Origin of the sequence: Gilvimarinus sp. 2_MG-2023, assembly GCF_030547685.1 — a bacterium.
In the GTDB taxonomy this organism is placed as follows: domain Bacteria; phylum Pseudomonadota; class Gammaproteobacteria; order Pseudomonadales; family Cellvibrionaceae; genus Gilvimarinus.
In genome coordinates this window covers 1-24,208 of record NZ_JAUOQM010000003.1, presented here as the reverse complement: position 1 = coordinate 24,208, position 24,208 = coordinate 1, and the positions used below count along the sequence as shown (strand labels likewise).

The 24,208-nt window shown below is 47.9% G+C and carries 23 protein-coding genes; 20 read left to right on the top strand and 3 right to left on the bottom strand.

Annotation, left to right across the window (positions count from 1 at the left end; genetic code table 11):
* Positions 1–18 precede the first annotated feature (18 nt).
* From Q4526_RS00205 to Q4526_RS00195, 3 genes are all read right to left on the bottom strand, one after another.
* On the bottom strand, positions 19–531 hold the full coding sequence (locus Q4526_RS00205) for a helix-turn-helix domain-containing protein (protein ID WP_215974690.1): 513 nt from the start codon (positions 529–531) through the stop codon (positions 19–21).
* Positions 532–656: 125 nt separating this feature from the next.
* A complete protein-coding gene (gene lepB / locus Q4526_RS00200; protein WP_215974689.1) occupies positions 657–1,280 on the bottom strand; it encodes a signal peptidase I in 624 nt (207 codons plus the stop codon).
* Positions 1,281–1,351: 71 nt separating this feature from the next.
* The gene (locus tag Q4526_RS00195; protein WP_215974688.1) at positions 1,352–2,215 is read right to left on the bottom strand and encodes a fructosamine kinase family protein; all 864 of its coding nucleotides are present in this window, start codon (positions 2,213–2,215) and stop codon (positions 1,352–1,354) included.
* Positions 2,216–2,837: 622 nt separating this feature from the next.
* Here Q4526_RS00195 and mnmG point away from each other — a divergent pair.
* From mnmG to Q4526_RS00095, 20 genes are all read left to right on the top strand, one after another.
* On the top strand, positions 2,838–4,733 hold the full coding sequence (gene mnmG / locus Q4526_RS00190; protein WP_215974687.1) for a tRNA uridine-5-carboxymethylaminomethyl(34) synthesis enzyme MnmG: 1,896 nt from the start codon (positions 2,838–2,840) through the stop codon (positions 4,731–4,733).
* Positions 4,733–5,377, top strand: a complete 645-nt coding sequence (gene rsmG / locus Q4526_RS00185; protein ID WP_215974686.1) for a 16S rRNA (guanine(527)-N(7))-methyltransferase RsmG — start codon at positions 4,733–4,735, stop codon at positions 5,375–5,377. The genes mnmG and rsmG overlap by 1 nt, the downstream gene beginning before the upstream one ends.
* A gap of 148 nt (positions 5,378–5,525) precedes the next feature.
* Positions 5,526–6,332, top strand: coding sequence for a ParA family protein (locus Q4526_RS00180; RefSeq protein ID WP_215974685.1), 807 nt, complete (start codon positions 5,526–5,528; stop codon positions 6,330–6,332).
* Between the two features lie 27 nt (positions 6,333–6,359).
* Positions 6,360–7,271, top strand: coding sequence for a ParB/RepB/Spo0J family partition protein (locus Q4526_RS00175; protein WP_215974684.1), 912 nt, complete (start codon positions 6,360–6,362; stop codon positions 7,269–7,271).
* Between the two features lie 303 nt (positions 7,272–7,574).
* The gene (locus Q4526_RS00170) at positions 7,575–8,009 is read left to right on the top strand and encodes an ATP synthase subunit I (protein ID WP_303604379.1); all 435 of its coding nucleotides are present in this window, start codon (positions 7,575–7,577) and stop codon (positions 8,007–8,009) included.
* A 48-nt stretch (positions 8,010–8,057) separates the two neighbouring features.
* Positions 8,058–9,002, top strand: coding sequence for a F0F1 ATP synthase subunit A (gene atpB / locus Q4526_RS00165; protein ID WP_215974682.1), 945 nt, complete (start codon positions 8,058–8,060; stop codon positions 9,000–9,002).
* A 54-nt stretch (positions 9,003–9,056) separates the two neighbouring features.
* Positions 9,057–9,293: a F0F1 ATP synthase subunit C gene (gene atpE, locus Q4526_RS00160; RefSeq protein WP_020208604.1), complete on the top strand. Its 237-nt coding sequence runs from the start codon at positions 9,057–9,059 to the stop codon at positions 9,291–9,293.
* Positions 9,294–9,342: 49 nt separating this feature from the next.
* A complete protein-coding gene (locus tag Q4526_RS00155; protein ID WP_215974681.1) occupies positions 9,343–9,813 on the top strand; it encodes a F0F1 ATP synthase subunit B in 471 nt (156 codons plus the stop codon).
* Between the two features lie 12 nt (positions 9,814–9,825).
* A complete protein-coding gene (locus tag Q4526_RS00150) occupies positions 9,826–10,362 on the top strand; it encodes a F0F1 ATP synthase subunit delta (RefSeq protein ID WP_215974680.1) in 537 nt (178 codons plus the stop codon).
* Between the two features lie 16 nt (positions 10,363–10,378).
* On the top strand, positions 10,379–11,923 hold the full coding sequence (atpA, locus tag Q4526_RS00145; protein WP_215974679.1) for a F0F1 ATP synthase subunit alpha: 1,545 nt from the start codon (positions 10,379–10,381) through the stop codon (positions 11,921–11,923).
* A 53-nt stretch (positions 11,924–11,976) separates the two neighbouring features.
* Positions 11,977–12,840: a F0F1 ATP synthase subunit gamma gene (gene atpG, locus Q4526_RS00140; RefSeq protein ID WP_215974678.1), complete on the top strand. Its 864-nt coding sequence runs from the start codon at positions 11,977–11,979 to the stop codon at positions 12,838–12,840.
* Between the two features lie 73 nt (positions 12,841–12,913).
* Entirely contained in the window at positions 12,914–14,293 is a 1,380-nt protein-coding gene (gene atpD / locus Q4526_RS00135; RefSeq protein ID WP_215974677.1) for a F0F1 ATP synthase subunit beta, read from the top strand.
* 45 nt (positions 14,294–14,338) lie between these two features.
* Positions 14,339–14,764, top strand: coding sequence for a F0F1 ATP synthase subunit epsilon (locus Q4526_RS00130; protein ID WP_215974676.1), 426 nt, complete (start codon positions 14,339–14,341; stop codon positions 14,762–14,764).
* A 140-nt stretch (positions 14,765–14,904) separates the two neighbouring features.
* Positions 14,905–16,272, top strand: a complete 1,368-nt coding sequence (glmU, locus tag Q4526_RS00125) for a bifunctional UDP-N-acetylglucosamine diphosphorylase/glucosamine-1-phosphate N-acetyltransferase GlmU (RefSeq protein ID WP_215974675.1) — start codon at positions 14,905–14,907, stop codon at positions 16,270–16,272.
* A 12-nt stretch (positions 16,273–16,284) separates the two neighbouring features.
* Positions 16,285–17,106 carry an undecaprenyl-diphosphate phosphatase gene (locus tag Q4526_RS00120; RefSeq protein ID WP_215974674.1) on the top strand — a complete coding sequence of 274 codons (822 nt, stop codon included), beginning with the start codon at positions 16,285–16,287 and terminating at the stop codon, positions 17,104–17,106.
* A 17-nt stretch (positions 17,107–17,123) separates the two neighbouring features.
* On the top strand, positions 17,124–19,925 hold the full coding sequence (locus Q4526_RS00115) for an insulinase family protein (RefSeq protein WP_215974673.1): 2,802 nt from the start codon (positions 17,124–17,126) through the stop codon (positions 19,923–19,925).
* A gap of 52 nt (positions 19,926–19,977) precedes the next feature.
* The gene (glmS, locus tag Q4526_RS00110; protein WP_215974672.1) at positions 19,978–21,807 is read left to right on the top strand and encodes a glutamine--fructose-6-phosphate transaminase (isomerizing); all 1,830 of its coding nucleotides are present in this window, start codon (positions 19,978–19,980) and stop codon (positions 21,805–21,807) included.
* Positions 21,807–22,559, top strand: a complete 753-nt coding sequence (locus tag Q4526_RS00105) for a TlyA family RNA methyltransferase (protein WP_215974671.1) — start codon at positions 21,807–21,809, stop codon at positions 22,557–22,559. Before glmS ends, Q4526_RS00105 begins: the two co-directional genes overlap by 1 nt.
* A 31-nt stretch (positions 22,560–22,590) precedes the next feature.
* Entirely contained in the window at positions 22,591–23,145 is a 555-nt protein-coding gene (locus tag Q4526_RS00100; protein ID WP_215974670.1) for a hypothetical protein, read from the top strand.
* Positions 23,146–23,255: 110 nt separating this feature from the next.
* The coding region (locus Q4526_RS00095; protein WP_215974669.1) for a filamentous hemagglutinin N-terminal domain-containing protein at positions 23,256–24,208 on the top strand (953 nt) is incomplete at its 3' end.

Genomic DNA, 24,208 nt, shown 5'->3' with positions numbered 1-24,208 from the left:
GACCTCTAGCGACTTACTCTACAACTTTCTCCCCAATCGTTTCTCAACTTGTTTTCGCTCCCAATCGGAGCCAAAAAAGTTAAACACCTCGAACACATTTAGGGCATGTAAAGCCAGGCCGATACCCCAACCGATGGCGGGCCAAAACACCCATATATAGCCAGGCGAGGTGGTTAGATTTACAAAAACCAAAAAGGGGATAATTAACAGATACGATGCCAAATTTGAGTAAAACGCTTTAACGTCTCTGACATACTCCATCGCTTTTTGCTCTTTTAGCGCTTCCGCTTTCGAGTCTTCGTGATTTATTGCTGTTTCATTAGTTGCGGTAGATGTTGTGTTCATATCGATGCCCTCCAAAGGCCACTCACTGATATCAACCTCAAACACCGCAGCAAGTGCATTGCGCGTCTCTAAAGAAGGTGGCTGCCCTCTTTCAATACGCTGAATCGTCCGAATACTGACACCAGCCATTTCGGCTAACTGTTCCTGAGACCAGCCTTTCACTAATCTTAATTTCCGAGCGTTCATTCCTTGCTCCGTAATGTACTGAGGTGTGCTGCGTTTATGGCACACCTTTAGTATTGTTAAAAAAGACCGGACAAATCCACGTCATTTACCTGACATAAGGGCGACAACATAATAAAAACAATAACTTACAAAACTCCATGAACCATTCGCTGAGTGAAATGATCCCCCAAATTTAAACCCACCGCCACCACCTTCCCAATAACCTGACTCTCGTCTACCAGCCCCCAGAAGCGCGAATCGAGGCTGTTACCGCGATTATCACCCATAACAAAATATTTGCCCTCAGCAATGAGCAATTCGCCTTCTAAAATAGGCTGATCACCTGTCGGATCTATTAAATGACGAGAACCTGGTAGTAGCTCCCAATACTGCCCCTGTGCCTGTTCAATAGACACAAGCTTATTGTTGATCCAAACCTGATTACCTTGAATACGTAATTTGTCTCCGGGAACACCGATAACGCGTTTTACTAAACAATCTTTTGTATGTGAGGGGAAAAAGGTAATGACATCACCCCTGTCTGGTTGTCCCAATGCCAGTAAGCGCGAACGAGTAAAAGGAATAGAAGGGCCGTAGGCAAGCTTGTTTACAACCAACACATCCCCTGGGTAAAGCGTTGGTTCCATTGAACCTGAGGGTACGTAATTCCAATCGGCCACCGCGGTCCGAAAAATAGCCAAACCTAAAACAAAAAGTATAAACCTTGCGTTGCGTCGAATAAAACCTACTCGCTGAAATGAATCATCCATAAACAATCTTCTTAACCAAGTCGATAAAAAACGTTAGAGTCTTATCCCGGCTGTTAAGTTTCACACGGTGGTCAGGCTTGTAAACCCAAGCGTTCCAATTCCGCATAAACAGAAGAGACGTAACCACTACCGAATAAATTATAGTGGTTAAGTAGATGGTAAAGGTTATACAGCGATTGGCGTTGATTGGCCCCGGCTGGTAATGGCCAATGGTGGTGATAACCTCGGTAAAACCCAGCATTAAACCCGCCAAACACATGGGTAAACGCTAGATCCGTCTCTCGATCACCATAATAGGTAGCAGGATCAAACAATACCGGCTCACCATTGGCTAAAAATGCTTTGTTACCCGACCACAAATCCCCGTGCAATAAAGAAGGTGCCGGCTGGTGATCAGCCAAAAGTGCGTGTGTACACTCGCGAATCCTTGCAATAGAGACAGGCGAAAACCCCGAGCCTTGAGCCATTAATAACTGCGGCTCAAGTCGCTGGCTCCACCAAAATTGCTCCCAATTAGGACTTTGACTGTTGTACTGAGGGTTATGTCCGATGAAGTTATCCTCATCAAAACCATACATTGTATCCGGTGCTAGTAAGGTGTGAAGCTGGGCCAGCGATTGCCCCAATAGGTACTCATCGCCACTGTCGGATAAGGATAAATACTCCATAATCAAGACCGCGAATGTCTCAAATGACAAGCAACCCAATACTTTAGGAGTTCTGATCGATGCTGCCTGGAGAGTCTGTAAATTATGATGTTCAGCCCCGAGAAGCTTCTGATTGACGTGTATCTTAATAAAATACATCCGCAACAAGGCATCGGAGACTCTGTAACTTTGGCAAATATCGCCACCAGCGATCATCTCTACCGTATCTAATTGCAGCTGACCGGCAAAAAACCTGACGTTAATTTGACCCCATAGTGCAAGATTCACACACCCACCTATAACACATTAATAAATTTGAAAAATTATACACTTGAGAACAACTCTCAATTGAAAGGGATAAACACGCCCAAAAGTTCAAAAACGCGTTTTATTCACAGAAGTGGACAAGGTTACCCACAGCGCCAAGCACCTAAAAGCACTAACTTACGAAGGTTATCCACAATTGTTCACAGGTTTATCCCATAAGTTACTGTTTTCAAGTGTTTTTTGCCTGTTAAGTAATCAGAATTGGCCATAACCCTGTGTATTAAGACTGATTAACTTGATGATGAAAATGGGGATAACTCGAGTTTTAAAAATTCTGGGGATAACTGGCTATTCCATCCATAGCTTATCAAGAGCTCTCTGCCAGTTTACAGGCAGTTTTAAGACCCAGTTGTAATCACAATAAATCATTGTTTTAAAAGGATAAATTACGGTTATAAACAGAAAACCGCCTTACCATTAGTAACAACAGTATTAATCTTTAATACATATTTATATATATATTTATTATTAAATAATTATCTGTATAACTAGATTTTAAAGATTAAGTATTGAACATGTTTTATACAGTCCAACTTCACTATATAATGCTCGCCCTTTTTTCCTTGGTAGCCTTGAGGCCTGAATGAATTACCCGGATCGTTTTGACGTTATTGTGATTGGCGGTGGTCACGCCGGCACAGAGGCGTGCCTGGCTGCTGCTCGCATGGGGGCAAAAACCCTATTGCTGTCCCATAACATCGAGACGCTGGGCCAAATGTCGTGTAATCCAGCTATCGGGGGAATTGGCAAAAGCCACCTGGTAAAAGAGATTGATGCACTCGGTGGTGCCATGGGGTTGGCAACCGATGCTGGGGGGATTCAATTCCGGGTTTTAAATGCTCGCAAAGGCCCTGCGGTTCGCGCTACTCGCGCTCAAGCCGATCGTGTACTGTACAAAGCAGCTATTCGGGAAACCTTAGAAAACCAACCCAACCTCTGGATATTCCAACAAGCGGTCGATGATTTGATTGTTGAGTCCGATGAAGTGCGTGGGGTTATCACTCAGATGGGCTTGCGGTTTCTCGCTAACCAAGTGGTGCTGACCGCGGGAACTTTTCTAGGTGGGGTTATCCATATTGGTATGCAAAACCACTCAGGCGGTCGCGCCGGTGATCCACCTGCACAGGCATTGTCTCAGCGTTTGCGTGAATACCCGCTACGAGTTGACCGGTTAAAAACCGGTACCCCGCCGCGAATCGATGCCAAATCGGTCGACTTTTCTGAATTACAGGAACAGTGGGGGGATGAGCCTCGCCCGGTGATGTCAGTACGCGGTAATCGCGCAATGCAGCCAAGGCAGGTTTGTTGTTGGATTACCCACACCAATGAAAAAACCCATGAGATTATTCGAGGTGGTTTAGACCGATCACCGATGTATTCGGGTGTCATTGAAGGTGTGGGGCCGAGGTACTGCCCATCCATTGAAGATAAAATCCATCGCTTTGCCGACAAGCCGAGCCATCAGGTTTTTATTGAGCCGGAAGGTCTAACGACTCACGAATTGTACCCCAACGGTATATCCACCAGTTTGCCGTTCGATGTACAAATGAATTTAGTGCGTTCTATCAAAGGTTTTGAAAACGCACATATAATGCGTCCAGGTTATGCCATCGAGTACGATTACTTTAACCCGCAAGATTTAAAATACTCACTGGAAACAAAAGTGATTGGAGGCTTGTATTTTGCGGGCCAAATTAACGGCACAACCGGTTACGAAGAGGCCGGCGCGCAAGGTTTGTTGGCTGGCTTAAATGCGGCGCGACGCGCTCGCGAATTGGATGCCTGGAGTCCGCGCCGTGATCAAGCGTATCTTGGTGTGTTGGTGGACGATTTAATCACATTAGGTACCAGTGAACCCTATCGTATGTTTACCAGCCGTGCCGAGTACCGGTTGTTGTTGCGCGAAGATAACGCCGATGAACGATTAACCGAACAAGGTTATCAAATGGGGTTAGTGGGCGAGTCGCAGTGGCAAGATTACTGCGAAAAACGCGAAGCGGTTGAAGTAGAGCGCGCCCGATTAAAAGATACCTGGGTTCAAGCCGGCACACCACAAGCGGATGAATTAGCTGGAAAAGTGAAAAGTCCACTGACCCGTGAATACAGTTTATTTGATTTATTAAAACGGCCAGAATTAAATTACACCGATATTGCCAACCTAAAAGGCGAGGTCAATGTCAGTGAAGCGGTAGCCGAACAAATTGAAATCGACGCAAAATATTCGGGTTATATTTCGCGTCAACAAGAAGATATTGATCGATTGCGAGCTTATGAAAATACACGCTTTCCAGACGCGTTTGATTTTAATGCGGTCGATGGTTTGTCGAATGAAGTAAAACAAAAATTATCCGAAGCCAAGCCTGAAACATTAGCGCGTGCACAACGCATACCCGGTGTGACACCGGCGGCGGTTTCATTACTCTTGGTGTATATGAAAAAACGCGGCTTGTTGGGGCGCGCCAAAGCAGAGGCCGTGTAATGGCATTGTCTTTGCGCGCACAACTTGAACAAGGGGTGCAATCCCTTTCATTGACTTTAGCTCCGGATACAATCGAAGTATTACTGCAATACTTGCAAGAATTTTCGCGTTGGAATAAAGCGTATAACTTGTCGGCGGTTCGCAATATTGATCAGATGGTGAGTCGCCATTTGTTGGACTCGCTGGCGATACTACCCCACTTGCCGGATGGAAGGTTTATTGATGTAGGCACCGGTGGTGGTTTGCCCGGTATGGTGATGGCGATATGTCGGCCCAACCAACCATTAACTTTGCTCGATAGTAATGGCAAAAAAACACGCTTTTTGTTTCATGTAAAAACACTGCTGGGTTTGGATTGGGTTGAGGTGGAAAACTGCCGGGTTGAATCACACCAGAGCCGTGAAAAATACCAAGGTGTGGTAAGCCGGGCTTTTGCCAGTTTGTCTGATATGACCCACTGGTGCCAACATTTGCTGGCCGATGACGGTTGCTTTTACGCAATGAAGGGGATCTACCCTGAGCAGGAACTGCTGGATATCCAGCCGGATTTTGAATTGAAGCAGAATATTCCCCTATCCGTACCCGGTGAGGCTGGGCAGAGACATTTATTGGTGATCAACAAACGTCCGGTAAAGCCTGAATAAGCTCGCAATTGTCTGTGGCGCTTGCCCGATGTCCATATCTGCCACACAATAGACGGCTCGTTTAGTGGGGCGGGTGTCGCCAACCCCCAATAGCACCGACTCCAGAGTGGTAGACCGCAGGTCTTGTCACCAGAAGAAGGATAACAACTTGACTAAAATTTACGCCATAGCCAATCAAAAAGGTGGAGTGGGAAAAACCACCACTTGTGTGAACTTGGCCGCCTCTTTGGTTGCTACCAAAAAGCGAGTATTGCTGGTGGATCTCGACCCACAAGGCAATGCGACTATGGGCAGTGGCGTGGATAAATCCGAGTTGGAAGAAACTGTTTACGATGTGCTGACCGACCGGGCGCAAATGGCCGATTGTCTGGTGGTATCCGAAGAGGGAAAGTATCACGTCCTTCCTGCAAATGGTGATTTAACCGCCGCCGAAGTTGAAATGCTGTCACTGCCGAACAAAGAGCGCCGCCTTAGTCGGGCACTTGAGCAAGTGAAGAGTAATTACGATTATATTTTGATTGATTGCCCGCCGTCACTCAATATGCTGACACTCAACGCGTTGGCAGCCTGTGATGGTGTGATCATCACCATGCAATGTGAATACTACGCGCTGGAAGGGTTGTCTGCTCTGATTGGTACTATCAATCAAATACATGACCTGCTCAATCCAAAGCTGCGCATTGAGGGTATTTTGCGCACAATGTACGACCCGCGTAACAGTTTGACCAATGATGTGTCGGCGCAATTACACGAACACTTTGGCGACAGGGTTTATCGCACATGCATTCCACGTAATGTACGCCTTGCTGAGGCTCCCAGTTATGGCCAGCCGGTATTGGTGTACGATCGTCAGTCCAAAGGGGCTATCGCCTACTTGGCGCTGGCCGGCGAGTTGATTCGCCGCAACGAACTAGGCGCTGGTAGCGTCCCCTTGAACCCCGAATTGGCGCAATAGCGCATTTAGTCGAACACAGGTAGAACCATGGCTGGAAAACGTAAAGGTTTGGGCAAAGGCTTAGACGCACTATTGGGTGCTGGGGTTAATATTCCTCCGGCCGATGTACCTGTAGGGGATTCAACGGCAGAACAAACCCCAGCCCCCACTCCGGCAGATGGCAAATTAATGCAACTGCCAGTGGATTTGATTCAGCGTGGTAAATACCAGCCGCGGCGAGATATGCACCCAGAAGCTTTAGAAGAGTTGGCCGACTCGATCAAGGCACAGGGTGTTATGCAGCCGATCATTGTGCGCCCCATCAGTGAGGACAAGTACGAAATTATAGCCGGTGAGCGACGCTGGCGTGCAACCCAACAGGCGGGGCTCGACAAAATACCGGCGGTGGTGCGCGATGTGCCGGATGAAGCTGCCATTGCTATGGCGCTGATTGAAAATATTCAGCGTGAAGACCTCAACCCCATCGAAGAAGCGGTCGCCCTCAAGCGCCTACAAGACGAATTCGAACTCACCCATCTGGAAGTGGCTCAGGCGGTGGGTAAGTCGCGCACCACGGTGACTAACCTGTTGCGCCTGATTGCCCTCGATGAAGAAGTGAAAAAATTACTCGAACACGGTGACTTAGAAATGGGCCATGCGCGCGCCCTGTTGTCCCTAACGGCCGATCAGCAGCGTCAAGTGGCTAGGCAAATTGTGGGCAAAGGTATGACTGTGCGTCAGGCTGAAGCTTTAGTGCGAAAAATCCAAGAAGAACAAAACAAAGGAACCATTGGCGCAAAACCACAAGAGTCGGCGGATATTAAGCGGCTGCAAAATGAGTTGTCGGAAACTCTGGGGGCCGGTGTCGCTATTCAGCACTCAGCCAAAGGGAAGGGTAAATTAGTCATCAGCTACAATAATCTTGACGAGCTGGATGGTATTTTGTCCCATATAAAATAAAAATTAACCAAGTAAAAAGTGCTCTAGGTGTTTGGTTTGGTATAACCGCCGCCCTATTTTGGGTCAAAAAAATAATATCCACAGGTATTGGTCATGCCAGTTAAGGAGTGTTAAGGCTTGTTTTGCAGTCTTTACCCACTATTAGGTTCACAATTGACCCTAACTGAGCGAATTTAACGATTGCACTGTTGAAAGGCACTCTGGAAACCCCCTATAATGCTGCGGCTTTGCAGCTGATCTGTAAGCAGACGTAAATATACGGCGTAAATCGACAGATTTGCCAAATTGCAGGACACCATCGCAGTGGCAAACGATAAAGAATCGATGCTTGGGGCACGCCGACAGACAGCTGAGCTAGCCAGATTACCGGTTTATAAGCACTTGATGCGATTGTGGGTAATTACCCTGTGTATCAGTTTTCCGGCTCTACTCTGGCAGCCGCGTTGGGGGATGTCTTTACTGTGGGGTTTTACCGTATGTTTGGTGCCGGCAATTGTATTTGCTTGGTATGCCAGACGTATCAACGGCGCCTCCAGTGTCTACGCGAGTGTTAATCGTCTCTACGGAGCAGAAGCAGCGAAATTTACACTCACTGCCGTATTGTTTGCGGCGGTGTTTACCCGGGATGTGGATTTCAGTGTGCCGGTTTTTATCGGTGCCTACATTCTGGCCCAGGTAGTACAGTTGGTGGTGACCGCTAAAGTTTTGCGCCACCACCGAATGAGCGGTAAACCATAAAAAGTTCCGCTCAATTTAAAACGTGAATTAACAGTTGAGAGATTACAGATGGCCGCGGAAGGTAGCGCACCAACCACCACCGAGTATATCCAGCACCACTTAACCAACTGGACCTATGGCAAATTGCCTGCCGGTACCTATTGCGATGGTAAAAGTGTTCAAGAATCCACCGGCTGGACAGTTGCACACTGTTCAGAAGAAATGTCGGCTATGGGGTTCAATGCGATTCACCTTGATTCAATGCTTTGGTCAATTGGCCTAGGTGTTATCTTTTTAGCACTATTTCGCTGGGGTGCTAGCAAAGCACACGCGGGTGTCCCCACTGGTATGCTCAATTTTATTGAAGCCATCATCGAATTTATTGATAAAACCGTAAAAGATGGTTTTCAGTACAAAAGCCGTTTTGTTGCGCCCTTGGCTCTGACTATTTTCGTTTGGGTTTTCTTGATGAACCTGATGGATTTGATTCCTGTGGACATTATTCCGCAGTTGGCAGCCTGGATTGCCGGCGACCCCCACTTCTACTTTAAGATTGTGCCAACTACCGACCCCAACGTTACACTGGGTATGGGCTTTACCGTTTTCTTTCTGATGGTGTTGTTTAGCATCAAAGAGAAAGGTTTTGTGGGCTTTGTTAAAGAATTGACCTTCCACCCTTTCCACCCGCCCACCAAAGGGCCGGCGATTGTGTTGGCACCGGTTATTATTGTTATTAATTTCGCGCTTGAGTCAGTCACCCTACTCGCCCGCCCTATCTCATTGGGCCTGCGTTTGTTCGGTAACCTCTATGCGGGTGAAATGATCTTCATTCTGATTGCCACCATGTTTGGAGCCGGCTTGATTCTTGGCCTGTTCGCCGGTGTGTTGCAATTAGGTTGGGCGCTGTTCCATATTATCGTGATTACACTGCAAGCGTTTGTCTTTATGGTGCTGACCATTGTGTATATGGCTATGGCGTTCCATAACGATGATGAAGATCAGTTTAATCATTAAAATATACACCTTTTTTTAATTTACTTTTACATACTTAAATCGAGGAGATTTACCATGGGTTTAGCACTGATTGCTGTTGCACTGTTGATTGGTCTGGGCGCTCTGGGTACCGCTATTGGTTTCGCCATTTTGGGTGGCAAACTGCTTGAAGGTTCTGCCCGTCAGCCAGAATTGGCTCCAATGCTGCAAGGCAAAATGTTCTTGATCGCTGGTCTGCTTGACGCCGTACCAATGATCGGTGTGGGTATCGCTATGTACATTCTGTTCGTTACTGTTCCAGGTTTGGCGTAAGCTAAAACCGAATTAACGCACAGAAACTTCCCATAACCGAGGTGTCGGCGTGAACATTAATTTAACCATCATTGGACAGTCCATAACGTTCATTGTCTTTGTGCTTATTTGCATGAAGTATGTATGGCCGTTTATTACTGCGGCTATGCTGGAGCGTCAGAAGAAAATTGCTGACGGTCTGGCCGCCGCCGATCGCGCCAGCAAAGATTTGGAACTGGCTCAGGAAAAAGCAACTAAAACCTTGCGTGAAGCTAAGGTTGAGGCTGCCGGTATTCTGGAGTCTGCCAATAAGCGTGCAGCGCAAGTCGTCGATGAAGCGAAAGAGCAAGCTCGCACTGAAGCAGACCGTATTAAAGCGGCCGCTCAAGCTGAAGTTGAGCAAGAAATGAATCGCGCGAAAGAACAGCTGCGTTCACAAGTCTCTGTCTTGGCGTTTGCCGGTGCTGAGAAAGTGCTCGAGTCTTCTGTCGATCAAGCGGCTCACAAAGACATGATCGACAAACTGGCTGCCAGTTTGTAAGTGAGGTGAATTGTGGCTGAATTGACTACCCTAGCAAGACCCTATGCAAAAGCGGCTTTTACATTCGCCCGCGACCATAGCGATCTTGCGGGTTGGGCAACGCAACTGAAAACACTGGCATTGGTTAGCGAGTACGGTAAGGCAAAAGAAATTGTTGCCTCACCAGGTATGACTCCCGCTGATCAAGCCGCCGCTCTGATTGAAGTCTGCGGTGAACAGCTGAGCGAAAAAGTCCAAAACTTTGTTCAGCTACTGGCGGACAATAAGCGTTTGGCTTTGTTGCCCGAAGTATTCACCCTTTTCGATGCGCTGAAAACCGCCCAAGAGCAGGCCGTTGACGTTGAGTTGACAACAGCATTTGAACTGGACGATGCCAGCCAGCAAAAACTGGCCGACGCGCTCAGTGCGAAACTGGAGCGTAAGGTAAAAGTGTCCACTATCACCGATCAACAATTACTCGGTGGTGTGGTCATTAAAGCTGGTGACTTGGTGATCGACGGCTCCATGCGCGGTCGGTTAGAAAAACTCGCCAAAGCAATCAATTCGTAGGATTGAGGAAAAAAGCATGCAGCAGCTGAATCCATCCGAGATTAGCGAAATTATCAAACAGCGCATCGATAACCTCGATGTGTCTTCTGAGGCCCGTAACGAAGGTACGGTTGTCTCTGTATCAGACGGTATTGTACGCATCCACGGTTTGATGGATGTTATGTACGGGGAAATGATCGAGTTCGAAGGTGGCATGTTTGGTATGGCACTTAACCTCGAGCAGGACTCTGTCGGTGCCGTTATTCTGGGTGACTACTTCGGCATTGCCGAAGGTCAAACCTGTAAATGTACTGGCCGTATTCTTGAAGTGCCGGTGGGTCCTGAACTCGAAGGTCGTGTCGTTGACGCTTTGGGTAATGCCATCGATGGAAAAGGCCCAATCGATGCCAAGCAAACCGACGCTATTGAAAAAGTAGCACCGGGCGTAATTTGGCGTCAATCGGTTGATGAGCCAGTACAGATTGGTTTAAAGGCCGTTGACTCAATGGTACCAATCGGTCGCGGCCAGCGCGAGCTGATCATTGGTGACCGTCAGATTGGTAAATCTGCCATTGCTGTTGACGCCATTATCAACCAGAAAGACTCTGGTATTAAATGTGTTTATGTAGCGATCGGGCAAAAAGCTTCCTCGATTGCCAGCGTAGTGCGTAAGCTAGAAGAGCACGGCGCCATGGAACACACCGTAGTGGTTGCCGCTACCGCATCAGACCCAGCGTCTATGCAGTACCTGGCTGCATTTGCCGGTTGTACCATTGGTGAGTACTACCGCGACCGCGGTGAAGATGCCCTGATTATTTACGATGATTTGACCAAGCAAGCTTGGGCCTACCGTCAAATCTCTTTGCTTTTGCGTCGCCCACCGGGTCGTGAAGCCTACCCAGGGGATGTTTTCTACTTGCACTCACGTCTGCTAGAGCGTGCCGCTCGTGTAAACGCCGAGTACGTTGAGAAACAAACCAATGGTGAAGTAAAAGGCAAAACCGGTTCTTTGACCGCTCTGCCAATTATTGAAACCCAGGGTGGTGACGTTTCTGCATTCGTACCGACCAACGTAATCTCGATTACCGATGGTCAGATTTTCCTCGAAGCAGACATGTTCAACTCGGGCATTCGCCCTGCGATGAACGCCGGTATTTCGGTATCTCGTGTGGGTGGTTCGGCGCAAAGCAAGATTATCAAAAAGCTCTCTGGTGGTATTCGTACCGCACTGGCTCAGTACCGCGAATTGGCGGCCTTTGCTCAGTTTGCTTCTGATCTGGATGACGCGACTAAAGCCCAGTTGGATCACGGTGAGCGTGTTACCGAGCTGATGAAGCAAAAGCAATACTCACCCATGAGCATTGCGCAAATGGGCTTGGTACTTTACTGCGCCAACGAAGGTTATTTGCAAGACATCGAAACCAATAAGATTTTGGATTTTGAAGCTGCCCTTCTGTCTTACGCTGATGCCGAACACGGTGAGTTGATTAAACAAATCAACGATACCGGTGATTGGAACAGCGATTTGGAAGAGCAATTCAAAGCCTTGGTTGAGAAGTTTAAATCTAGCCAAACTTGGTAAGTTCAGTGGTGCGCTTTGCGCACCACCGTTAAGAAATCTCGAGGGCCGGATTAATGGCAGGCGCAAAAGAAATACGCACACAGATTTCGAGCATTAAGAGCACGCAAAAAATTACCAGCGCGATGGAAATGGTCGCCGCCAGTAAAATGCGTAAAGCTCAAGAACGCATGCAAAAAGGTAAACCTTACGCTACCCGTATGCGCTCGGTGATCGGACATCTGGCAAACGCCAACCCCGAATACAAACACCGTTTTATGCAGCAACGCGATGTTAAACGCGTGGGCTTCATCGTCGTTTCCACAGACCGCGGTTTGTGTGGCGGCCTGAATGTTAACCTGTTCAAAGCAGCATTGAAGAAAATGCAAAGCTATTCTGAACAGGGTGTGGGCGTAGACTTGTGTTTAATCGGTGCGAAATCGCAGGCGTTTTTCAATCGTTTTGGCGGCAGTGTGCTGGCAAGCACTCGCGACATTGGTGAAGCACCAAGCGTTGCTGATTTGATTGGTTCAGTCAAGGTTATGCTCGATGCCTACTCTAATGAGGGTATCGATAAGTTGTACCTGGTGAGCAACGAGTTTGTGAACACCATGACACAAGACCCTGGTGTAGCGCAGCTGTTACCACTTGAGCCAAAACAAGACGAAGAGCTGCAGCATCACTGGGACTACTTGTATGAGCCGGATGCTGAACAGTTGCTTGAAGGCCTGCTGACCCGTTATATCGAGTCACAGGTTTACCAGGCTGTCGTAGAAAACGGAGCTTGTGAGCAAGCCGCTCGTATGATCGCTATGAAAAGCGCCACCGATAATGCCGGTGACCTTATTGACGGTCTGCAGCTTGTCTACAACAAAGCTCGTCAGGCGGCAATTACTCAGGAATTGTCAGAAATTGTGAGCGGTGCAGCGGCGATTTCTTAAAATCCCGTACGCCATTGTGAAGAATTTAGCTTAAACCTTCAGGCTAAGAGCCTGAAATAAAGAGGAATCGGAAATGAGTAGCGGACGTATCGTACAGATCATCGGTGCCGTGATCGACGTGGAATTTCCACGTGATGCAGTGCCTCAAGTCTATGACGCACTGACTATCACCGAGAAAAACCTAACCTTGGAAGTTCAGCAGCAATTGGGCGACGGTGTGGTACGCACTATTGCACTGGGTTCGTCTGAAGGTTTGCGTCGCGGTCTGGATGTCGAAAACACCAATGAAGCGATCAAAGTACCTGTAGGTGCTGAAACCTTGGGTCGCATTATGGATGTGTTGGGTAACCCCATCGACGAAGCCGGCCCTATCGGTGAAAAAGACCGTATGAAAATTCACCGTAAAGCCCCTGCTTACGCAGAGTTGGCAGCTTCCGATGAATTGCTGGAAACCGGTATTAAGGTTATCGACTTGGTATGCCCATTCGCCAAGGGTGGTAAAGTTGGTCTGTTCGGTGGTGCCGGTGTTGGTAAGACCGTTAACATGATGGAGCTGATCAACAACATCGCCAAAGAGCACAGCGGTTTGTCTGTATTTGCCGGTGTGGGTGAGCGTACTCGTGAAGGTAACGACTTCTACTACGAGATGAAAGAGTCCAACGTACTGGACAAAGTTGCCATGGTTTACGGCCAGATGAATGAGCCACCGGGTAACCGTCTGCGCGTTGCACTGACCGGTCTGACTATGGCCGAGAAATTCCGCGATGAAGGTAAAGACGTACTCTTCTTCGTCGATAACATTTATCGTTATACCCTAGCGGGTACCGAAGTATCGGCACTGTTGGGTCGTATGCCATCGGCGGTAGGTTATCAGCCAACTCTGGCCGAAGAAATGGGTGTACTGCAAGAGCGTATTACCTCGACCAAGACCGGTTCTATTACCTCTATTCAGGCCGTTTACGTACCTGCGGATGACTTGACCGATCCATCGCCAGCGACCACATTTGCTCACTTGGACTCAACCGTAACCTTGAGCCGTGACATCGCCTCTAAAGGTATTTATCCCGCTATCGACCCGCTGGATTCAACCTCGCGTCAGCTTGATCCATTAATCATTGGGCAAGAGCATTACGACATCGCGCGCGGTGTACAGATGGTGTTGCAGCGTTATAAAGAGCTGAAAGACATTATTGCGATTTTGGGTATGGACGAACTGTCTGAAGAAGATAAGCAGACCGTAGCACGTGCCCGTAAGATTGAACGCTTCCTGTCTCAGCCTTTCCACGTAGCGGAAGTATTCACCGGTGCGCCTGGTAAGTACGTATCCCTGAAAGAAACCATCCGTGGTTTCCAGGGTATTTTGGCTGGCGATTACGATCACCTGCCAGAGCAGGCGTTCTACATGGTTGGTACTATCGACGAAGCCGTCGAGAAAGCCGAAAAAATGAAGTAATTGGGCGCGGCGCAAGCCGCTCCCTAAAAGCTTGAGAGGCAGATTATGGCAATGACTGTCCATTGCGATATCGTTAGTGCAGAAACAGAGATCTTTTCCGGTTTGGTAGAGATGGTTGTGGCAACAGGTAGCCTGGGTGACCTAGGTGTAACCTATGGTCACGCACCACTGCTGACTGGCTTAGAGCCTGGTCCTGTTCGCATCAAAAAGCAAGGCGGTGAAGAGGAAGTCTTCTATGTATCCGGTGGATACTTGGAAGTTCAGCCGAATCATGTATCCATTTTGGCCGATACCGCCCTGCGCGCCGGCGATATGGATGAAGCCGCTGCCGAAAACGCGAAAAAGCAAGCCGCTGCTAAGCTGCTGAATAACTCCGGTGAAATGGACTATTCCAAGGCGGCAATACAGCTGGCCGAAGCTTCTGCTCAATTGCGCGCTTTACAGGCGATTAGACGCAAAGCGCGGAAGTAACTCACGCCAAGGTACATCGGCATTAAAAAGGGTAGCTTCGGCTGCCCTTTTTTCGTTTAGAGCTTTAACTCTCAGCGGGCATTGTCAGATATTGGTATCATTCGCTTACCCCTCAAACATACGTCTATTGGAGTTGATCAGTGCTGGATATTGTGATTTTGGCGGCGGGTAAAGGCACCCGTATGCGCTCGGCTACGCCCAAGGTCCTACAAACTATTGCAGGCTTACCTATGGTGAGTCATGTATATCAAGCCGCTAGTGCATTGCCTGGCAATAATGCACCTCCAGTGATCGTAGTGGGGCACGGTGGCGCAGAGGTGAAAGAAAACTTTTCCAGTCAAACAGTGCAATGGGCCGAGCAAAAACAGCAGCTGGGAACCGGTCATGCCGTTCAAGCTGCCCTACCCCACCTTGGCGAGTCGACCACAACATTAATTCTGTATGGCGATGTACCGTTAATCCAACCGAAAACACTACAGCGTTTAGCAGCACAATGTAACGGGGAACAATTGACGCTATTGACTGTTAACCTGGCAGACCCTTCCGGGTATGGGCGTATAGTGCGCGAGCCAAGCGACAACAGCATTGTAGCCATCGTGGAAGAAAAAGACGCCAGCGATGCGCAGAAAAAAATAGCTGAAATCAACACCGGAATCATGGCAGTTCCCACCGCTAAACTGCGTGACTGGTTGCCGCAGCTATCGAACAACAATGCCCAACAAGAGTATTACCTAACCGATATCGTTGCTATGGCCAAGCGCGACGGCACAACTATTACTAGCTGTCAGCCCCAGGACTTGTGGGAGGTGGAAGGTGTGAATAACAGACAACAACAAGCCACCTTGGAGCGCCAATATCAGTTAAATCAGGCCAATGCCTATATGCAAAAAGGTTTGATGTTGCTCGATCCTACTCGCTTTGATTGTCGTGGTTCCCTTATCTTTGGCCAAGATGTATGCATTGATATCAACGTTATTATCGAAGGTAATGTAGAGCTCGGTGATGGTGTAACCATCGGCCCCAACTGCATTATTAAAAACGCCACAATCGCCGCGGGTAGTCGAATAGAAGCTAACTCGATGATCGACAACAGCCAACTGGATACTCACTGTACCGTTGGACCTTTCGCCCGTTTGCGACCGGGCAGCGTGTTACAGGCTAAGGCAAAAGTTGGAAACTTCGTTGAAATTAAGAAGTCTGTAATAGGTAAAGGTAGCAAGGTGAATCACCTAAGCTATATTGGTGATTGCGATATGGGCACTGGGGTTAATATTGGTGCCGGCACTATTACGTGCAACTATGACGGTGTAAACAAATTTAAAACAGTGATTGGCAATGATTGTTTTGTCGGCTCTAACACGGCACTAGTTGCTCCGGTTGAGTTGGCCCGCGACTCTTGTATCGGTGCTGGCAGCACTATTACCAAAAGCACAGAAGCACAAGACTTAGCCATTGCCCGCGCTAAACAGCGTAATTTACCGGGTTGGCAAAAACCAACCAAACAATAAGAGAGAACAATAGTGCAATGGTTTGAAGTACTTGTTTTATCTCTTATTCAGGGGCTGACGGAATTCTTACCGATCTCCAGCAGTGCCCACTTGTTATTAATTCCACTGTTTACCCAGTGGCAAGATCAAGGGCTGGCTTTTGATATTGCATTACATTTTGGCAGTTTATTAGCGGTTGTTACGTATTTCAGAAAAGATATATTTCAGCTTTTTATCGCCTGGTGCAAAAGTTTTAATGGTGTACATACCTCTAACTCAAAACTGGCCTGGAGTATTATTCTGGCCACTATCCCGGTAGGGTTGGTTGGTCTTCTGGCCAAATCAGTGATTGAAGAACATTTGCGCACAGGCGTGTACATGGCCTATAGCTTGATTGTTTTTGGTTTACTGTTGGGGTGGGCCGATTGGCGTTATGCTCAAGCGCAAAAGCGACAAGTTAAACCTGTGCTTACCGATGAACACAGTATGACCAATCGTCAAGTGTTGATTATTGCCTTAAGTCAAGTACTGGCATTAATACCTGGCACATCACGCTCGGGCATTACCATGACAGCAGGTCTAATGACAGGTATGACTCGTGAAGCCAGCGCACGATTTTCATTTTTGTTGAGTATACCGGTTATTGCGCTTGCCGCAGGCCTGCAAACCATAGAGTTACAGGCCCAGCCGACAGAGACAGCCTTGTTTCCTCTAATAGTCGGTACGGGGCTTTCAGCCATCAGTGCTTATGCGTGTATTCACTGGTTTCTCGCACTGATTAAAAAATACGGACTACAGCCTTTTGTTTGGTATCGCCTGTTGCTAGGTGGTTATTTGCTTTACTTATATTACTGAACGGAAAAAACAATCAAATGAAGTATTTATTAAGTCTCCCTCTGTTAGCCATGATCGCCGTACTGTTAACGGCCTGTAGTGCTAACCACCATCAAAGCGATAAAGAAGATTTAATGATTATAAAAAGCCCTAATGATCAGCGAGCTTATAAAGCCGTGCAGTTAGATAATCAGCTGGATGTTGTACTGATATCAGACCCTTCATTAGAGGTAGCCGGTGCATCATTAAGTGTGGGTGTAGGCAGTTATCACAACCCTGAGGCTATACCGGGTTTAGCGCATTATCTGGAGCACATGTTGTTTTTGGGTACAGAAAAATACCCAGAAGCTAATGGTTTTCAAACCTACGTACAAAAAAATGCGGGGTTTAGCAATGCTTATACCGCCACCGACCATACCAATTATTTTTTTCAAATTGGTGAAAAAGCCATTGAAGAAGCGCTAGATCGTTTTAGCGATTATTTTAAGTCTCCGAATTTTGATAAAGAGTACAGCGCCAAAGAAAAACACGCTGTCGATAGCGAGTGGTCTATGGGCCGCACCCAAGACGGCCGAATTATTAATCGGTTGCGAGGCATCACCGCTAACCCCGCACACCCAGCGACGAGAATGTCGGTTGGTAATCTTGAGACATTGCAAGATAACGACAATGTAGACGTCTACCAAGCGATGCTGGGTTTGTATCAACAGTACTATTCTGCCAATAACATGAAACTGGTTGTTTTTGGCAATCTCCCTATTGGTGATTTGGAAAAATTAGCGCGTGAAAATTTTACAGCTATTGAAAACAAAAACATTGCACGCCCCAGCATTGCCGTACAAGGTCTAACAGCAGCCCAGCTAGGCAAGCATATTGATTACCAGCCGATAAAACCAATGCGTGAGCTGGTGATTGAATTTTCAATCGACGACAATTCAAATCAGTGGCCCTATAAACCCAATCGTTTTATTGCCAACTTGATTAGCTCTGAAGAGCCCGGAACCGCCGCACAAGTATTAAGAGCTAAGGGCTGGGTGGATAATTTTACTGCCAGTGTAAGCCCGCAATATTATGGCTCTGACGGTATTTTCACCATTAACATTGGCTTGACCGAGACCGGCGTAGACTATCAAGACGATATAATTGCCACGGTATTTTCGTATATTGAAAAAATTAAAAAAAACGGAGTTGATGAAGTATATTTCAAAGAATATCGAGCAATGCTAGACAAACGCTTTGCCGATTTACAAGTGCCACAGGCGTACCGCCAAGCATTACATTTTTCCCGGGCTATGTTCGATTTTCCGATAGAAAATCTTATTAATGCAAACTATGTATTAAGTGAGTTTCATCCGCAAAAAATTCAACAGATATTGGATCGAATGCAACCAGAGCTCGCCCGTATTTGGCATATCTTGCCAAGTGTTGAGGTCACCGAAGATATACCCTACTACGATGGTCAGTACGCTATTCGCCCCATCACTGAGCAAGAACTCAAACTATGGCAAGAAAAAGCCAAAAAACAGCAGTTATCTTTACCGGAAGAAAATGACCTGTTTAGCTCGGGCAAAGCACAGATTGTCGATAATGATCTAGCTTCTCCTAAACGTATTGTAAATCAACCCGGTATAGAAGCCTGGTTAACACACAGCCAATACCATCAGTCAGAATACGGTTATGTACAGGTGATGTTTAATACAAACTTACCTGTTAAGAGTGCTAAAAACTCAGTAATGAGCGATTTAATTAATCGTGTTTTTGCCCAAAAAACCACTGCCTTAAGGGATAAAGCGGGTCGCGCTGGTATTGGAATGGGGATTGAGCGCCCCAGAGAAAATCACGCCTTAACGCTGTCAGGATATACAGAAAAACACCCTCTTCTGTTTGCAAGAATGCTCAAGCGTTGGATTAATCTAGAGTTTGATGCGCAATCGTTTGACATTGCGAAAGAAGGGTTTAATGATTGGCTACAGGGGCGAAAAAAAGATGATCCTAATAGGCAACTTTTCACCGAATTAAATCGCTTAATGTCGACTCACGGTTGGACTGATCAGCAATTGGCCGAAGCACTCGCAGAGGTTAGGCCAGAAGATATACAGCAATATCACCGTCAAATTTTGTTAAACAATAGAATTCGTATTTATGCCTTTGGTAACTACACCCCAGAGAATGTGGAGGCAATAGCCGCTAGTACCCAAGCACTTTTACCTGGCAACTGGCAAGCCCAAGAGCGCTACTTGAGTGAGTACAAGCCGGTAAAAGCTGGTATAGAAATAGAGCACAACGGTACCACCCAACATACCGACAATGCCTTACTCAATGCGTTTTACTCTCCGGTCGATAAGTTAACCACCGGTGCCGAGTTGTTATTGCTAAACTCGGTATTCAATCAAGCCATGTACAACAAATTAAGAACCGAAGAACAAGTGGGTTATATTGTGGGATCAAGTATTGATCGCATTGGTTACCATTGGGGCTTAATGATTTACGCACAAACGAAAAATACCGCATTGCAGCCACTACAGGCGCGGTTTGACCTATTCATTAAAGACTATAGACGCGATCTGGCTGAGCTTGATGAAAGTGTGTTTGATACTTTACGTACAACACTGATAGCGCAAATTAATCAGCCACCGGGTAATTTTTCCGATGAATACCCAAGGTTTCTCAATGATTTTTATCGGGGTAATGATGACTTTAACACCCGACAAAAACTGACTGAAGCGATAGAAGCAACCAGCAAAAACCAGGTTCTATCGTTATACGATAGCCTACTGCTCGGCGATAACGCAGAGCGTGTAACCGTCCAGTTACAAGGCGAGCTTTTTGTTAGCCCATAACAAAACAGTACGCGCAATGCCCGCGCGCTACGATTAGAGAGTGTGAAAGATTATGTGTGGAATAGTTGGGGCCATCGCCCAGCGCGATGTAGCGCAAATATTATTAGAAGGCTTAAAACGTCTGGAGTACAGAGGTTACGACTCTGCTGGTTTAGCGGTCATCAATCCAGAGAATACCATAGAGCGAATTCGTGCCTTGGGTAAGGTGCAAGCCTTGGCCGATGCTATGACAAACCCAATAATTGGTGGCACTGGTATTGCCCATACTCGTTGGGCAACTCACGGTGAGCCCAGCGAGAATAACGCCCATCCTCACACCAGTTCGGACAATATTGCCCTGGTGCACAATGGCATTATTGAAAACCATCAGGAGCTGCGCCAAGAACTTGTGGCTGAGGGTTATCACTTTCAATCACAAACTGATACCGAAGTGATTGCTCACCTTGTGCATAAAGAGCAACAACAACGTAACGATCTATTGGCATCCGTTCAGGCCGTCACCCAGAAGTTGCGTGGCGCCTATGGTACCGTGGTAATGGATAAAAATACCCCAGAGCAACTGGTAGTGGCCCGCTCGGGAAGCCCGTTGGTTATTGGTTTAGGTATAGGAGAAAACTTTGTCGCCTCAGACTCGCTCGCCCTCTTACCGGTAACGCGCCAATTTATTTATTTAGAAGAAGGCGATGTTGCCTTAATCACACGCGATCATGTTTATATTGAAGATGCCAACGGAGTAGAAGTTGACCGCCCTGCGCAAGAATCTACCGCCAGTTACGACGCGGGCAACAAAGGCGATTTCCGCCATTTTATGCTCAAAGAAATCTACGATCAGCCCCAGGCTGTGCGTAACGCGCTGGAGTCGCGCCTGGCTCAAGATCATGTGCTAGAGCAAGCGTTTGGCACTGAGGCCACGAAAATATTTGCCCAAGTACGCCACGTACAAATAGTCGCCTGTGGCACCAGTTATCACTCGGCAATGGTTGCGCGCTATTGGTTTGAATCTTTGGCTGGTATTGCCTGCAGTGTCGAGATTGCCTCAGAGTACCGCTACCGAAAATCCGTGGTACCCGAAAACAGTCTGTTGGTGACGATTTCGCAATCCGGTGAAACGGCAGATACCTTGGCCGCGTTAAGAATGGCGCGTCATTTGGGTTATTTGGCTACCCTGGCAATTTGTAATGTGGGTGCATCGTCGTTGGTGCGAGAATCCGATCTAGCGTTTATGACACGCGCCGGTGTGGAAATCGGCGTTGCCTCAACCAAAGCTTTTACCACTCAACTGGTCGGCTTGGCGATTTTGGTGCTGTCTTTAGCGCAACACAATCAGATGAACCCAGAGCAGCTCAAGCAGCTGGTTAGCGCACTTAAAAACCTACCGCAAAAATTAGAAGAAACCCTTAACCTTGCTTCGTCTATTGAAACCATGGCCAAAGAGTTTGCCGATAAGCACCACACGTTGTTTTTGGGGCGCGGCGACCAATATCCTATCGCCATGGAGGGGGCGTTAAAGCTCAAAGAGATTTCTTATATTCACGCCGAGGCCTACGCCGCGGGTGAGTTAAAACACGGCCCCTTGGCACTGATTGACGATGATATGCCCATTGTTGTGGTTGCCCCTAACAACGAGTTGTTGGAAAAATTAAAATCCAATGTTGAGGAGGTGCGCGCGCGCGGCGGCTTACTGTATGTGTTTGCCGATATCGATGCTAATTTTCAATCGGACGACACCATGCGGGTTATTAACCTACCCCATACCGACCCTTGGCTGGCCCCGGTGGTGTACACCATTCCGCTGCAATTATTGTCTTATTATGTCGCTATTATTAAAGGTACCGATGTTGACCAGCCGCGTAATTTGGCCAAATCGGTTACTGTCGAATAATGGATCGGTTGGATACTGAGTTGGTAGTGCGCGGCTTAGCACGCAGTCGCGCTCATGCGCAAAAGCTGATTAAAAATGGCTGCGTCAGTGACAGTAATACAAACTTGCCGTTGACCAAACCCAGTCAAAAAATCGAGGTAAATACACCGTTGACGGTCACCGCCACCGAGGAAGATCGCTACGTCTCGCGAGGTGGTTTAAAACTTGAGGGTGCATTGCAACATACCGGTATTAAGGTTTCTGGTGTAACGGCACTCGATGTGGGTCAATCCACCGGTGGTTTTTCCGATTGCTTATTGCAAGCTGGCGTTAATGCTATCGTTGGTGTCGATGTGGGCCACGACCAACTGTCCCAAAGCATCCGCGAGGACACGCGCGTTACAGTTTACGAAGGAATTAACGCCCGTGCCCTACCCTTAACACTGCGCGATACTCACAGCGCCGCCGGGTTTGATTTGGCGGTTATGGATGTCTCGTTTATTTCACAAACGCTGATCTACCCTTCGCTGGCCCCATTACTGGCTCCCGGCGGGTATTTGCTCAGCTTGGTTAAGCCGCAGTTCGAAGTAGGCCGTGAGGGAATAGGAAAAGGCGGTATTGTGCGCGATGCCAGTCTATATAAAGAAGTTCAAGCCAAAATCAAAGCCTACTGCCAAGCCAATCAACTACAGGCGAAAGATTACTTCGACAGCCCGATAAAAGGCGGCGATGGTAACCGCGAGTTTTTTGTGTGGGCGCAGAAGGGCCGTTAGCAACCTGCTAACGCCGCAAGGAAAGTCGTTTATGGTCAAATGGTTTTGTCTGTTGTGCCTTAACGCAGTGTTGAACGCGTGTGTTTTTTATCCGCCACCCACCGATAACGCTAATAATGAGTCTTTTATCAGTGTCGTGGCACGGGGGGTTCAAATACACAGTACCGACGCTATCGCCTGGGGTGCACCTCTAGAAATACTAGCCTCAAAACCCAGTGAAATCACAACCGAAGAAATTGAACACTGGCAGCAATTACTGCTATCGGCCTTAGAGGCCGATGGTTTGATGATTGCAGAGGAGGAAAGCCGTGCCCGTTATCTAATTCGAGGCGCCCTGGTGCTCGACAGCCAGCTGTCAAAAGCGCAAATGATCACTCGCTTTGGGGTGGCACCAGCCCTTGCTAATGCAACCCAACTGAGTGATAAAACATTAATAATCTGGCTAGACAACGCCTACACTCAACATTCGGTATGGCGCGGGGCTATGACGCTGAATAAGTCAATTACGCTGACCTTGCCGCTCAAGTTACAAAGCCTGGATCAGGCTGCGCGAATATTCAGCCACAATATCGCTCAGTTGCAGTGATTCTTGGTTTAGCTACTATCTAATCTCAATGCCCCTGATTTAGAATAGAGGCCTTTGCAATTGCATAGAAACCCAGTCATTAAGTCGAACATCAGCTTTCGAGGATCGTCATGAGCGTAATCGCTAATACCCAAGGGAACACAAACAATTCGTCGCACACCGATGCCGCCAAAAGTGGGCGCCGAAAAAGAACGTTTGCCGGTAAGCAATTAGCGCTAGCACTGGCCGTGGCCAGTGCTCATTGCGCCATGGCGGCGCCCGAGGGCGGCGTAGTGATCGACGGCAACGCCAATATTCATCACTACGGCAATATCACCGATATCAACCAACACAGCCAGAACACCACCATCGTGTGGGACAGTTTTGATATCGACGCCAGCGAAATTGTTAACTTCCTGCAGCCGAATGACACCTCTATTGCGCTCAACCGCGTCTTCAGCGCCGACGGTACGCAAATTAACGGCCAACTTAACGCCAACGGCCGCGTCTTTGTGATGGACGCCAACGGCGTCTTGTTCGGTCAAAATGCCAGCGTCAATGTCGGCTCCCTGGTGGCCTCTACGTTGGACGTGTCGCACACCGACTATACCCACTTTACCTTTAGCGGCAATGGCGCCCCCGCCTCGGTATTAAACTTAGGCGAAATTACCGCTGCCGACACAGGTGCGGTAGCGCTTTTAGGTGGGCAAGTCAGTAACCGCGGTGTCATTCACGCCAAGCTGGGCAACGTGGCACTGGCTGCGGGCAATCAAATCACCCTCGATTTTGCCGGCGATGGTCTGCTGAATGTACAAGTGGACCAAGCCGCGCTGAACGCCTTGGCGGAAAACCACGGCTTGATTCAGGCCGACGGCGGCCAGGTACTCATGACTGCCCACGCCAGTGACGCGCTCTTGCAAACCGTGGTCAACAACACCGGCGTGATAGAAGCACAAACTCTACAAAATCAAGACGGCAAAATTTTACTGCTGGGTGGCATGACCGCAAGCACCGGCGGCACCGTACGTGTAAGTGGCACCTTGGATGCGTCGGCCCCCGAAGGCGGCGACGGCGGCTTTATTGA

What these genes read in the sequence shown, in the direction of transcription:
- Q4526_RS00205 (WP_215974690.1), bottom strand. Translation starts at nt 531, where the DNA reads ATGAACGCTCGGAAATTAAGATTAGTGAAAGGCTGGTCTCAGGAACAG.
- lepB (WP_215974689.1), bottom strand. Translation starts at nt 1,280, where the DNA reads ATGGATGATTCATTTCAGCGAGTAGGTTTTATTCGACGCAACGCAAGG.
- mnmG (WP_215974687.1), top strand. Translation starts at nt 2,838, where the DNA reads ATGAATTACCCGGATCGTTTTGACGTTATTGTGATTGGCGGTGGTCAC.
- rsmG (WP_215974686.1), top strand. Translation starts at nt 4,733, where the DNA reads ATGGCATTGTCTTTGCGCGCACAACTTGAACAAGGGGTGCAATCCCTT.
- Q4526_RS00175 (WP_215974684.1), top strand. Translation starts at nt 6,360, where the DNA reads ATGGCTGGAAAACGTAAAGGTTTGGGCAAAGGCTTAGACGCACTATTG.
- atpB (WP_215974682.1), top strand. Translation starts at nt 8,058, where the DNA reads ATGGCCGCGGAAGGTAGCGCACCAACCACCACCGAGTATATCCAGCAC.
- atpE (WP_020208604.1), top strand. Translation starts at nt 9,057, where the DNA reads ATGGGTTTAGCACTGATTGCTGTTGCACTGTTGATTGGTCTGGGCGCT.
- atpA (WP_215974679.1), top strand. Translation starts at nt 10,379, where the DNA reads ATGCAGCAGCTGAATCCATCCGAGATTAGCGAAATTATCAAACAGCGC.
- atpG (WP_215974678.1), top strand. Translation starts at nt 11,977, where the DNA reads ATGGCAGGCGCAAAAGAAATACGCACACAGATTTCGAGCATTAAGAGC.
- atpD (WP_215974677.1), top strand. Translation starts at nt 12,914, where the DNA reads ATGAGTAGCGGACGTATCGTACAGATCATCGGTGCCGTGATCGACGTG.
- Q4526_RS00130 (WP_215974676.1), top strand. Translation starts at nt 14,339, where the DNA reads ATGGCAATGACTGTCCATTGCGATATCGTTAGTGCAGAAACAGAGATC.
- Q4526_RS00115 (WP_215974673.1), top strand. Translation starts at nt 17,124, where the DNA reads ATGAAGTATTTATTAAGTCTCCCTCTGTTAGCCATGATCGCCGTACTG.
- glmS (WP_215974672.1), top strand. Translation starts at nt 19,978, where the DNA reads ATGTGTGGAATAGTTGGGGCCATCGCCCAGCGCGATGTAGCGCAAATA.
- Q4526_RS00105 (WP_215974671.1), top strand. Translation starts at nt 21,807, where the DNA reads ATGGATCGGTTGGATACTGAGTTGGTAGTGCGCGGCTTAGCACGCAGT.
- Q4526_RS00100 (WP_215974670.1), top strand. Translation starts at nt 22,591, where the DNA reads ATGGTCAAATGGTTTTGTCTGTTGTGCCTTAACGCAGTGTTGAACGCG.